The organism is Neobacillus sp. GCM10027624, from assembly GCF_042675345.1.
Lineage (GTDB): Bacteria > Bacillota > Bacilli > Bacillales > Cytobacillaceae > Neobacillus > Neobacillus cucumis_D.
The window spans coordinates 221,530-234,287 of sequence record NZ_JBHTHD010000011.1 but is presented as its reverse complement, the minus strand read 5'-3'; the positions used below and the strand labels follow the sequence as shown (position 1 = coordinate 234,287).

Below are 12,758 nucleotides of genomic sequence, written 5' to 3'. Positions count from 1 at the left end.
GTCTTATGCTTGTCGCCCCTGAGCAAGGCGCCTCCGCTTTTATCGTGAGTCTTTCGCTTTATTTTTAAATATGTGAATTTGATCTAATGCTTTACCCGTTCCGATTGCCACACAGTCAAGCGGGTTTTCAGCGATAAGAACCGGCATTTTTGTTTCTTCACTAATCACCTTGTCCAAATTTCGAAGCAGTGCACCACCGCCTGTTAACACGATGCCGCGATCCATAATATCTGCCGCAAGTTCCGGCGGAGTTTTTTCAAGCGTATTTTTCACCGCGTCAACGATGGCATATACGGTGTCTTTTAAGGCAACCGCAATTTCTTTGGCGGTTATTTCAATGGTTTTTGGAAGTCCAGTTAATAAGTCACGGCCGCGGATTTCCATATTTTCAATTCCATCCAGATCACCAGCGGAACCAATTTCCATTTTGATGGTTTCGGCAGTACGATCCCCAATCATTAGATTGTAATTCTTACGAATAAACGAAATAATCGAGTCGTCCATATCATTGCCGGCAGTACGGATGGATTGACTCGTTACGATACCACCAAGGGAAATAATTGCGACCTCTGTAGTTCCGCCGCCAATATCAACTACCATGCTTCCTGTTGGTTCCCAAACCGGGAGATTTGCCCCAATCGCAGCTGCAAATGGTTCTTCAATCGTATAGGCATCTTTCGCCCCAGCTTGACGTGTTGCATCAATTACCGCTCTTTCTTCAACCGCAGTAATTCCCGATGGTACACAAACCATGACATACGGCTTACCTGCAAAAACACCCTTGTTCTTCTGTGCCTGGCTGATATAATGCTTCATCATCTTGGCAGTCGTTTCAAAATCGGCAATGACGCCGTCTTTCATCGGCCTTAAGGCAACAACATTCCCCGGTGTACGGCCAATCATATTCTTCGCATCATTTCCGACAGCAATAATCGATTTTGTATCGGTTTGTAAAGCCACTACGGATGGCTCCCGTAAAACAATTCCTTTTCCTTTTACAAATACAAGTGTATTTGCAGTACCTAAATCAATTCCTAGGTCTCTTGAACCAATTCCAAACATACGTTGTATCTCCCTTTCTGATACGAAAATGCAAATATTCTTAAAGGTAATGTCTTTACCATTTAATCGAACTTTATTGTTTGTAAAAAAAACGTAAAATTCCAAAACAGTCCTAAAAAATCATAACTAATATTATAGCCTAGAGTCAAATAAAAACCTATTGTTATAAATAACCTTTTTCCTTGAGTGAGACAAATTTGTTTTCACCAATGATCAGATGATCTAGGACCTCGATTCCAATCATTTTTCCACACTCAACTAAACGCTTCGTCACCTCAATATCCTCACGGCTCGGAGACGGATCTCCAGAGGGGTGGTTATGCAAAGCGATAATAGAAGCTGCCGAACGTTTTAATGCCTCGCGGAATACTTCCCTAGGATGGACAATCGATGCATTCAAACTACCAATAAAAATGGTTTGTTTATGAAGCACCTGATTTTTCGTATTTAAATACAGGCAGACAAAATGCTCCTGTGACAAAAAGCGCATGTCATTCATAACAAAATTAGCCCCGTCCTCTGGGGAGCGAATAACATAGCGATCATTGTAATTTAGATTGGCAATCCTTCTGCCAATTTCAACAGCAGCAAGAATTTGAATCGCCTTTGCCGAACCAATCCCTTTTATTTCAGTAATTTCTTCCAAGGTGGCCGCTTTCAGCAAACGTAATCCTTCAAAATGGGTTAAAAGGCGATTCGATAATTGCAGGACGGACTCATCCTTTGTACCCGTTCTTAATAAAATGGCAATGAGCTCATGATTGGATAAGCTTTGTGGACCATGTTGAATAAACCGTTCTCTTGGACGTTCATCCTGAGGGAAATCCCGAATCATTAATGAATTAGTGGACACTTTTTTTCCTCCCTTTTATATAGGGAGTTAATGAACACTTAATACGGCAATGGATAGCCTAGCCGTTTTAATTCCCGAACCGTTCGTGCAACCGGCAGGCCGACAACCGCAAAATAATCTCCGTGTATTTTTTTGACAAGCATGCTCCCTAGTCCTTGGATGCCATATGCACCTGCTTTATCAAGCGGTTCCCCACTTTGCGCATAAAAGTTAATTTCCTCATCCGTTAACTCCCAAAACCAAACTTCCGTTTTTTCATAAAATTGGGTTGAGCTTTCTGAAGAAATGATGGCAACACCTGTGTATACTTCATGCTGTGTTCCTGAAAGTTTCCTTAACATACTGCTAGCTTCTGCTTCATTCGCTGGCTTTCCTAAGATTTGTCCATTCGCAACCACGATGGTATCAGCCCCAATCACAAATGCTTCAGGGTTCTCTTGAAAAACGACCCGGGCTTTGCGGCTGGCAAGCTCCATTACCACTTCCTCTGGTGAAAGATGCGGTTCAAAGCTTTCATCAACATCGCTACTTGAAATTGCGAAAGATAGGCGGAGGTTTTCTAGAAGTTCTTTTCGCCGTGGAGAAGAAGAGGCTAAAATGAGGTTCTGCATTTCATCACCTTACCTTTTTGCTTTTTTCATCATAGGGAGATACAAATCAATCGTATCAGATTATGCCTGTGCAAACAATTTATATATCGTTAAAATTTGAAGAAAATTGTCAAATTATACAATTAAATTTATGTTCATGATGAAAAGCCTGTCCATTTTTGAACAGGCCTTTTTACTGTTTTCATTTCCCGGAAAATAGCGATTTGTGTTAGCAATGTCGAAATTTGATTACAGCGAATAATATAAGGAAAGAAAATTTAGTAGATTTTGTTGGGCTTCTACAAGATTATTCTGATCCTTGTTTTTCTGGTAGTTCGCTACTTTTTCAGCAGCTGTAGCCAGAAAATTTTGCAGGCTTTTTACCTTTGTATTTTTCAGTGCCGTACTATCCGTTTTTCCGATTAAGGTTGAAACGGTTTTGAAAGAATCCTCGGGAATACTTTCAGTCAGCATAGCAATTGTTGTTACTTCGGAAAGGTCCTGGTAGATGGCACCTGCTGTTTCCAGGAATGTTTTATCAGCAGCATTTACTCCATTGATATCCTTTTGATCAACTGAGAGCGATTTAGCCCATACATCCGCTATTCCAGCATCTTTATATTTACTCCCAAGCTTTTTAGCATCATCAATCGTACTTGCCACTCCTAAAAATAAATACTGTTTGCCGTCAATTTCAACTGACTGTGCAGGTACTTCTTTTTCCGCTAACTGATCGGCAGTTGCTTGAGCCCCATCCTTTGAAGAAAAAACACCGCCTTGAATAACAAAGGTGGTCAGGGGTTTCACGGAAGCTGTTGCACCTGTTGCTGGAGGTGTTGCCGCTTTTTCTGTTCCTTGCTCCTCTGTTAGGACTTGCTCAGTCGCTTGTTTATTGCTATGTTCAGTAAGGACAAGTTTAAGCATAAGAAAACCAAAACCGGTACCAAGGATGATGGCGAATACGGCTGAAATAATGATGGATTGGAATCCCTTTCCATCTTTATTTTTGGTGTTGGTAGTAAAGGATGCAATCTTAGGTAATGTGCTTTTCTTGTTTTTTTGGTGATTAACAATTTTGTATTCCTCAATTTCATGCTCTGCGGTTTCAGGGATAATCCATTCAAAACTTTCATCCATCGACTCTTGGGCAGCAGCCGTTTCCAAGATAACATCCGTTTCTTCATTTTCAGACACTACATCTATCACTTCTGACTGTGGGTGCTGTGCTTCTATCTTCTCCTTATCTTTTACTTTTTCTTCGAACGTATGGGGTTCACCATTTAATTTAATTGTGATGGTACGGCCATTTTTATTGGGGTTGTCCACTTTTTTGTACACCTCTCTCTACCAAACTGCTAATTTGTTCCATCCTATCATATTGACACAAAAAAATAACAAGACTTTTGTCGTCTTGTTATCGTAGACTTTCGTCAAATTTTTTACTTATGTTCTGTTTTTACCAAACATGAAATTGATCGCCATTTTGAATACTCCTTACATCATGGATCGATACCAATAAAAAATTTGATTGCCAAAAAAATAAGCTGCTAATGCACCTAGTGCAATAAAAGGTCCAAAAGGTATAGGTTTTCCTTTTTTTGCCTTTCCGATTAGCATTCCAATAATACCACAAAATGCTCCAAAAAACGTTGCTAGGAAGAAGGAAATCAATACAAGCTTGACCCCCATCACGAAACCAATTACGCCAAATAACTTAATATCACCGCCACCCATACCGCCTTTACTCAAGACTGCAATAATTAAAAGCAAAGTAAACCCGACTAGCGCCCCTAAAACTGAGTCCCACCACGTTAAAAGCGGAAAAAACCCTCTCTCTAGAAAAAAAAGAGCGGAGAATACAAGGAGAACTTTATCAGGAATAATCATATAGTTAATATCTGAAACGGAGATAATAACCATTAATGAGATAAGGGTCCATGCAATGATTAACCCATATGACCAGCCCATTATAATTGGTGCACACATAAAAAGAATTCCTGTTATCATTTCAACAATTGGATAGAAGAGAGAAATGGGCGCCTTACAACGCCGACATTTCCCGCTTAATACTACATATGAGAATACTGGAATTAAATCTATCGGGGATAAAATATGATTACAATTTGGACAATGTGATCTTGGTTTTATGATTGATTGATTTAATGGAATCCGTAGACCGACTACGTTATAGAAGGAGCCAAGACATAAACCTAAGAAGAGAATATATGAATATATAAATATTTCCACTATCAATTTACTCCCCTCTCTTATTATCTGTATTAGCTCGATGTGCAGGCGATCTGGTAAAATAAGGAATCCAACGTAAATATGAAACCTACATCGGAATTACTCCCGAAGCCATTAGAAAAAAGCTTAATTTTTTTCAATGTAAGTATACTTGCCATTGAAAATCCTTGAGTCCTAATACTACTTATTGGCTATGGAACAGTTTGAATTCCTTGTGCATTTTGCCCTTGGGTTTCCACAATACACTTTGAGCATGTTTTACACTAAAATCTATATTTGGTGCAATTATTTGTGGTTTAATCAATAATTCCCACTCCACCAAGCTAAAAAATAAACACCACTACGCCAATACTCTTTCCATTGTTTTTACCCGTTTCTTTTGGACTGTTTTAAATTTTTGAATCTTGTTTTGGTTAATCTTTTTTTATTATATCAAATTACCTATTATATCAATATACAAATAATACAAAAAGAACCCTATTTTGGGTTCTTTTTGTGTTTTTTCATTTTTATCAGCACGGTTACTCTTTTCAAATATTCCCCAGAGTAAAATGCGATTCAAATTATCAAAATTAACGCATTATCTTACGGTGCTCTGCAGCAGTTGCAACCTCGATTAAAGCCACTTTGATGGCCATAAATATTTTGAACTACTTGATTCAGGGTGAAATTATTTTATTAAATCAAAATCTCATCGAAACAAAATCTACATATTTTTTAAATACTTGCATAATAAAATTTTTGCTTCTGAAATAAAGTAAAGCGAACCTGTTACTACTAACAATCCATCGAATGGCATAGCTTGAATTGCTTCGTTTAAATACTCCTGCCAATTCTCTACAATTTCCTTATTTTGCGAATTGCTTTTCTCATATAAAGCTTGGGCAGTTGCTGCGCGGGGATAATCAAAGGAAACGAAAGATATCTGGTCAGCCACCTGGTCAAGCTGTTCAATCATTTTATCAAACTTTTTATCCTTTAATGCTGCAAAGACAATGTGGATGTTTCGATTTGAGTAACGGTTTTTTAACTCGGTTACAAGCGTGGCAATTCCTTCATCATTATGCGCACCATCAATAATGACCAGCGGACTTTCAGAAAGAATTTCAAATCTTCCCGGCCAATACGCCTTTTTTAATCCCTCACTGATCGATAGCTCCGTTATTGAAATCAATCCCTTTTGATTTAAATATTGAGCTGTTGTAATAGCCAGAGAGGCATTTTCGGTTTGATGTCTGCCAATCATACTAATTTCAATTGCCTCTAATGAATCAAATGCATTTTTTATTGAAAAGATTTCTCCTTTCGATGTTGACTCGTGTCCGCTTATGCCAATTTCCTGAGCGAGACGGTAAATCGGCGCATCCTTTTTCTTCGCCTGCTCCTCAATCACTTTTAATGCTCCCGGGTGTTGGACAGCAGTAAAAATAGGGGTTTGATTTTTTATAATCCCCGCCTTTTCAAAGGCAATTTCCTCATAAGTATCCCCTAAAATATTTGTATGATCTAGACCAATATTTGTAATTATAGATGCAATCGGTAAGATGATATTCGTTGAATCAAAGCGGCCGCCAAGCCCCACTTCATAAAGGGCAATATCTACCGGATTTATTTCAGCAAAATAATAAAAAGACATGGCTGTAATCACTTCGAACTCTGTCGGACCGCCAAGCTCTGTTTCTTCCAATTCATCTGCAAGCGGGCGGATTACATTGGCAAGCTGCAATAATTCATCGTCACCGATTGGTTTTCCATTGATGCTAATCCGTTCATTAAACTGCTCAATATAAGGAGATGTAAAGGTTCCGACTTTGTACCCTTGTTCTTGGAGCATGGAACGCAAAAAGGTGACTGTTGAGCCTTTACCGTTTGTCCCGCCAATATGAATCGCTTTTAATTTATTTTCTGGATGCCCCAGCTTGTCCATCATCCATTCCATTCTTTTTAAGCCGGGTTTAATCCCAAGTCTTAACCTTGCATGGATCCAGTCAAGGGCTTCTTGATAGGTTGCAAACATTTTTGACACCCCGTTTTTGTTATGTAAAAGACGAATCCAGTGACGGATTCGTCTTATTTATTATAATCCTTTTAGTTCATTTAATCTCGCTTCAACAACTGCTCTCTTTTCAAGATAATCCTGTTCTTTTGCCCTTTCTTCGGCAATAACATTTTCAGGAGCTTTCTTAATAAAGCCTTCATTGCTTAATTTCTTTTGAACTCGGTCTACTTCTTTTGTGAACTTATCGAATTCTTTCTGAAGACGTGCGATTTCTTCCTCAATATTGATTAAACCTTCAAGCGGAAGCATGATTTCTAAACCAGTGATAACAGCTGTCATCGCTTTATCCGGTGTTTCAATTTCAATACCCATTTGAAGCTCTTCAGGATTACAGAAACGTTCGATATAAGCACGATTTTTTTCGAGCGATTTTAGAACCGATTCGTCTTTTGCTTTTACAAGCATTTTAATCTTTTTGCTCATTGGTGTATTAACCTCAGCACGGATATTCCGTACAGAACGAATCATTTCCACTAACATTTTCATTTCTTGTGCTGCTTCTTCGTCTGTAAACGATGGGTTTACCTCTGGCCACTGAGAAGTTGTAATCGATTCGCCACTGTGAGGAAGGTTTTGCCAAATCTCTTCCGTGATAAATGGCATAAACGGATGAAGTAAACGCATCGTGTTATCCAGTACATAGGCAAGAATGGATCGTGTTGTTTTCTTTGCTGCTTCATCTTCTCCATATAAAGGAAGCTTCGCCATTTCAATATACCAATCACAGAAGTCATCCCAAATGAAATTGTAAAGGGCACGGCCTACTTCACCAAATTCATAGCGTGCAGAAAGTCTTGTTACCGTTTCAATGGTTTCATTCAATCTGGTTAAAATCCACTTGTCCGCTACTGATTTTTCACCACTAAAATCGATTTCTTCAAATTTAAGACCATCCATGTTCATTAAAGCAAAGCGGGATGCATTCCAAATTTTATTGGCAAAGTTCCAGGTTGCTTCAACCTTTTCAGTGCTATAACGTAAATCCTGACCTGGTGAGCTTCCAGTGGATAGGAAGTACCGAAGGGAATCGGCACCGTATTGGTCGATCACATCCATTGGGTCTACACCGTTACCTAACGACTTACTCATCTTGCGTCCTTGTGCATCACGAACCAGTCCGTGAATTAAAACATCTTTAAATGGACGCTCTCCTGTGAATTCAATGCTTTGGAAAATCATTCTAGATACCCAGAAAAAGATGATGTCATAGCCAGTTACTAATACATCTGTTGGGAAGTACCGTTTGAAATCAACCGCTTCTTTATCAGGCCAGCCCATTGTTGAGAACGGCCATAATGCAGAACTAAACCATGTATCAAGAACGTCATTATCTTGATCCCAATTCTCGATATCAACCGGCGGCTCATGGTCTACGTAAACCTCGCCTGTTTCCTTGTGATACCAAGCAGGAATGCGGTGGCCCCACCATAGCTGTCTGGAGATACACCAGTCACGAATGTTTTCCATCCAGTTCATATACGTTTTTTCAAAACGGTCTGGAACAAAGTTTACTTTGTTTTCCTTGCTTTGTAGAGCAATCGCCTCATCTGCAAGTGGCTGCATTTTTACAAACCATTGGGTTGAAAGATATGGTTCAACGACTGCCCCACTTCTTTCTGAATGGCCAACCGAATGAAGATGGTCTTCAATTTTGAAAAGAACGCCCTGTTCTTGCAAATCCTTCACAATTTGCTTGCGGCATTCAAAGCGGTCCTGGCCTTTATACTTGCCGGCATTACCATTCATTGAACCATCTTCGTTCATCACCAAAATACGTTCAAGATTATGACGGTTGCCGATTTCAAAGTCGTTCGGATCATGTGCAGGAGTAATTTTAACCGCCCCTGAACCGAATTCCATATCAACATAATCATCGCCAACGATTGGAATTTCACGGCCTGTAATTGGCAGGATAACTGTTTTACCAATTAAATGCTTATAACGGTCATCTTCCGGATGAACGGCAACCGCGGTATCCCCAAGCATCGTTTCCGGACGGGTTGTTGCGATTTCGATATGTCCAGAGCCATCGGCTAATGGATATCTCATATGATAAAACGCACCTTGAACATCCTTATAAATAACTTCAATATCAGAAAGAGCCGTTTTTGTGGACGGATCCCAGTTAATAATGTATTCACCGCGATAAATTAATCCTTTTTTATAAAGCGTAACAAAAACTTCACGAACAGCTGCGGATAAGCCTTCATCAAGGGTAAAACGCTCGCGGCTGTAATCTAGGCCAAGACCTAATTTTGCCCATTGCTGGCGGATATGGGAAGCATATTCTTCCTTCCACTTCCAAGTTTCCTCAACAAATTTTTCACGGCCCAAATCATAACGGCTTTTGCCTTCTTCACGTAGCTTTGCTTCTACCTTTGCTTGTGTGGCGATACCAGCATGGTCCATTCCCGGTAACCAAAGAACATCGTACCCTTGCATCCGTTTCATTCGCGTAATGATGTCTTGAAGGGTAGTATCCCACGCATGACCTAAATGAAGCTTTCCTGTTACGTTTGGCGGAGGAATGACAATCGTATACGGTTGTTTCTCTTCATCATCCTTCGCCTCAAAAAATTTGCCTTTCAGCCACCAATCATAACGACCTTGTTCAATGGATTGCGGATCGTATTTGGTCGGCATTGTAATTTCTTTTGTTTCCATCTAAGTTTTGCCTCCTTTAATAACCTGTTTTGTACCGTAAAAATAAAAAAACTCCATTCGTCATAAAAGGACGAATGGAGTTGCTTCGCGGTACCACCTTTTTTCCAATCAAATTACGACTGGCTCTTCATCGGATAACGGATTTGATCCGTCTTCTACTAATGGGATATGTAAAATCCTTTCACAGAAGAAGCTCAAGGGCGACCTTCCAATGTTCGGCTTAGGAAATCTTCCAGCTATTGATTTCCCTCTCTAAAAGCAGATTGCATCGTACTCTTCCCTGTCAATGCTTACACTAATTAAATTATATTGTTATACTACCCAAAATAGGGTGATGACGTCAATAATGATTGCCTATTTTTTAAAATTTTATACTAAAATAGACCTTTTTAAGGTATTGGAAGGATTTTGGTATTTTTTTGGGGAATTTGAACGGGGTCAAGAATATACATAAAGAAAGTCAGTTAAAAAGGGAGGACTCTTTCGGTGAAAAGGAGAAAATTCAGCAAATTTACCTACCATCCCTGGTTCAGAGCCTGCCGCAGAATTGCAGCGCAATTCATTGTTCCGTTCATTATTTTTCAATTTATTCGAACACTATTCTTACCGACGGTCTTTGATGTTTTGTTATTGTCATTTTTTATCGTCGTCGGCCTTTCACTTATGTTTGAAATTATTTAAAGGAGCCTTTGTAGCAAGATTATTGCTGCTGGGCTCCTTCTTTTGCTTGTTGCTGCTGTTTATCCATTTCAAACATACTTGTCACTACATATTCCGAGTTTTTCAAATGCCAATAGCGGCGCTGCAGCTGCCTGACAAACTTTAATTCATTTTTTGCATCCTGCCTGCGATAGTAACCTTCCACACCCTGGATCATTGGGACCGGATAAGCTAAATAGCTGTAAAAAAGTAATTTTTCATCCTGTTTAAAAGGAAAATATTTAAAATAGTGCTGGACCAACTCAATTGCATCATTATTCCGTCTTGGCAAGGTTTCTAAGGATCTTGATAGGTATGGCAGCATGTCATGGATGGGCGACCCATAACGGGCATTTTCAAAATTGATAAAATGGCCATATCCTCTGTCATCATATAGAAAATGCTCTGATGATAATTTTCCATGGATAATGACCATCCTGGCTTTTTCTTTGTCCTTCGTTTCTTCATACCAATCTTCAAATCGATCCTTTGAAAAACGCAGGGCCAGACTAATTTCGTTGTAATACAGGCAATACAATAATTCAAACGGCGACATATAGGTCTTATTTTCACACTCTTCAATGAAGCCTTCTAGAAATTCCTGATGTTTTTCCAACTGCTGAATAGTCTTTTCATAATGCTCAGTTCGCTCTTCCTTGCTCACATCGATTTCTTTTGCCGATAGTGTATGAAGCCTGGCCAGTTCACGGAATAATTGCTGATTTCGGTGAACACGGTCTTCTTTTAACTCGTTTGACATCCACGGCATCAAATAATACAGCTCATCGTTATGAAGAACAGCATACCGGCCATCCATGGTTGGATAAATTGGAACGATGCGGTTATAGCCCTTTTGGTATAAAAGATGGACATGGCGGATAAAATCCGTTCCTGTTGTGGGAGTGATTTTTTTAAGGGCAAAGGTTCCTTTATTGGAATAGACCTTCAGGACACTGCCGAAATCCTCTACAAAATAAGGCTTAATCTGATAATTTTCAAGAATGGGAGAAAGCCTTTCAAGCCAATTTGAGTCATTCATGTTACTCAACTCACTTTGTTTTTCGGATTTTACAACAAGGTGAGCGGGTATAAAACCCGCTCATCTGTTAAATATTTCTAATATTTTTTTGCAAATCCAACCGGTATATATAATACCTGCCCTTCGTATACATCCTGACTTAGTTCAAGGTTGTTAACACGAAGGAGATTTTGCACGGTCACATCATAACGATCCGCAAGGCTTTCGATTGTTTCTCCTTTTTGAACAATACAAACCTTAAGTTTTGCTTGTTCTGCACCATCTTCCTTGCGTGCAAAAAATTCTGTTAACGTCATGCTTTTCTTTTTGGCAGGCTTTTTCTTTTTCGCTTGCTTTGGAGCCTGTTCAGAGGATGAGGAGCTTTCCTCAATAATGGCTACGTCTTCTTCGTATTGAGTATTTTCCGTTTGAACTTCCGTAATTTCTTCAACCACTTCAAATGGATGGTTGCCTTCACTGCGTGATTCTTGGAAGCTCCAGGAAGGCTGGTATTGCTCTACCGGCTCATAATCTTGTGCTTGGTAGGAAAAGTTCGGGAATTGCGGAAATGCTTCTGGTTTCTCTTCCTCTTCGCGTGGCTTTCTTGCTTCTGCTTCGAATAGGAAGGATTCCGCATATGGATTTGCCTGTACTGGCTGTTGGTATATTTCTTCATCCTCTTCGTTTTCATCTTGAATACGATGGAGAACTTCCAACTCAGGCTGTTCTTCCTCAATTTGCGGTTCAAGCTGCTCTTCATTGCCATATAAGCCGCTAATCGTCAGCTCAGCTGATAGTTTTAGACAACTGCGCTCTGGAAGAGAATAATCAAAGGATTCGACAAGGACGTCAATATCGTAGATGCTTTGAATCCGATTGTTTGGGATGGTAATGTCCACTGGAAAGCGGTGTGCAAATTGGCAGACGCCTTCGTCCTGTTCATCTACCCTTTCAACATATTTCTGACTGGCAGCTTGATCTTGCCCGCTTGCATCACTCTCTACGAAACTCTTATATTCGCCGGTTAATTCCAACGAACCACGGATGATTACGTATTGATCATTTTCCTGGATGGTAATATCCGGGTCTAGGGAAATCGATACAAGTTCTGCGACTTCCTGTCCCTTTCTAAACCACAAAGATTCCTCCAAGGAAAATCGTAGGCTCGATTGATTCTCCTGAGACAAAGCGACTCCTCCTTTCGTTTCCTTCACGTAAAATCACTATGTCACTTACACTCTATGAGGGATGATAAATAAATATGATAAAAAAGCGTTTGTATTACGCAAAACTTCGTCAATGTCGTTTTCTTTTCGTCTTTCTTAATAGATGTTTTTTTAGGATTGTTGTTTTTTTAATAGGTTTTGATAAGGAAAACTGTTTAGAAAGAGGGTGATTGGAGCGGAAGGTGCGAGACTCCGGCGGGAGCAGCGGGACAGGTGAGACCCCACAGGAGCAAAGCGACGAGGAGGCTCACCGCCCGCCCCGCGGAAAGCGAGCAACCTGGAGTGGAAATCAACCATTCTTGTTAAATAGCAACAAAGTTTACGAAAACAGCGCTTTAAT

10 protein-coding genes and 1 other annotated feature are annotated in these 12,758 nt (G+C 39.8%); of the genes, 1 reads left to right on the top strand and 9 read right to left on the bottom strand.

Annotated features, from left to right (window positions below):
* Positions 1–39 precede the first annotated feature (39 nt).
* From ACFQZ9_RS17330 to ACFQZ9_RS17300, 7 genes are all read right to left on the bottom strand, one after another.
* Positions 40–1,062, bottom strand: a complete 1,023-nt coding sequence (locus ACFQZ9_RS17330; protein WP_498944737.1) for a rod shape-determining protein — start codon at positions 1,060–1,062, stop codon at positions 40–42.
* 163 nt (positions 1,063–1,225) lie between these two features.
* Positions 1,226–1,897 (bottom strand): RadC family protein, encoded by a 672-nt coding sequence (gene radC / locus ACFQZ9_RS17325; RefSeq protein ID WP_498945182.1) that lies wholly within the window; start codon positions 1,895–1,897, stop codon positions 1,226–1,228.
* A 56-nt stretch (positions 1,898–1,953) separates the two neighbouring features.
* Complete coding sequence (locus ACFQZ9_RS17320) at positions 1,954–2,526, bottom strand: Maf family protein (protein ID WP_498944736.1); 573 nt, start codon at positions 2,524–2,526, stop codon at positions 1,954–1,956.
* Positions 2,527–2,754: 228 nt separating this feature from the next.
* The gene (locus ACFQZ9_RS17315; RefSeq protein ID WP_498944735.1) at positions 2,755–3,831 is read right to left on the bottom strand and encodes an SPOR domain-containing protein; all 1,077 of its coding nucleotides are present in this window, start codon (positions 3,829–3,831) and stop codon (positions 2,755–2,757) included.
* Between the two features lie 168 nt (positions 3,832–3,999).
* Positions 4,000–4,758: a prepilin peptidase gene (locus ACFQZ9_RS17310; RefSeq protein WP_498944734.1), complete on the bottom strand. Its 759-nt coding sequence runs from the start codon at positions 4,756–4,758 to the stop codon at positions 4,000–4,002.
* A 700-nt stretch (positions 4,759–5,458) separates the two neighbouring features.
* Positions 5,459–6,769 (bottom strand): bifunctional folylpolyglutamate synthase/dihydrofolate synthase, encoded by a 1,311-nt coding sequence (locus tag ACFQZ9_RS17305; protein ID WP_498944733.1) that lies wholly within the window; start codon positions 6,767–6,769, stop codon positions 5,459–5,461.
* Positions 6,770–6,829: 60 nt separating this feature from the next.
* On the bottom strand, positions 6,830–9,475 hold the full coding sequence (locus ACFQZ9_RS17300) for a valine--tRNA ligase (RefSeq protein ID WP_498944732.1): 2,646 nt from the start codon (positions 9,473–9,475) through the stop codon (positions 6,830–6,832).
* A gap of 63 nt (positions 9,476–9,538) precedes the next feature.
* Positions 9,539–9,771, bottom strand: a binding site (T-box leader).
* Between the two features lie 190 nt (positions 9,772–9,961).
* Between ACFQZ9_RS17300 and ACFQZ9_RS17295 the strand changes: the two genes are divergently transcribed.
* Entirely contained in the window at positions 9,962–10,156 is a 195-nt protein-coding gene (locus ACFQZ9_RS17295) for a YszA family small membrane protein (RefSeq protein ID WP_327834721.1), read from the top strand.
* A gap of 19 nt (positions 10,157–10,175) precedes the next feature.
* Here the strand turns inward: ACFQZ9_RS17295 and ysxE are convergent, their stop codons facing one another.
* Entirely contained in the window at positions 10,176–11,213 is a 1,038-nt protein-coding gene (gene ysxE / locus ACFQZ9_RS17290; protein ID WP_498944731.1) for a protein kinase family protein, read from the bottom strand.
* Between the two features lie 77 nt (positions 11,214–11,290).
* Entirely contained in the window at positions 11,291–12,379 is a 1,089-nt protein-coding gene (gene spoVID, locus ACFQZ9_RS17285; protein ID WP_498944730.1) for a stage VI sporulation protein D, read from the bottom strand.
* Between the last annotated feature and the right edge of the window lie 379 nt (positions 12,380–12,758).

Coding starts and splice junctions, on each gene's coding strand:
- ysxE (WP_498944731.1), bottom strand. CDS start 11,213: ATGAATGACTCAAATTGGCTTGAAAGGCTTTCTCCCATTCTTGAAAAT.
- ACFQZ9_RS17305 (WP_498944733.1), bottom strand. CDS start 6,769: ATGTTTGCAACCTATCAAGAAGCCCTTGACTGGATCCATGCAAGGTTA.
- radC (WP_498945182.1), bottom strand. CDS start 1,897: ATGATTCGGGATTTCCCTCAGGATGAACGTCCAAGAGAACGGTTTATT.
- ACFQZ9_RS17320 (WP_498944736.1), bottom strand. CDS start 2,526: ATGCAGAACCTCATTTTAGCCTCTTCTTCTCCACGGCGAAAAGAACTT.
- ACFQZ9_RS17300 (WP_498944732.1), bottom strand. CDS start 9,475: ATGGAAACAAAAGAAATTACAATGCCGACCAAATACGATCCGCAATCC.
- ACFQZ9_RS17330 (WP_498944737.1), bottom strand. CDS start 1,062: ATGTTTGGAATTGGTTCAAGAGACCTAGGAATTGATTTAGGTACTGCA.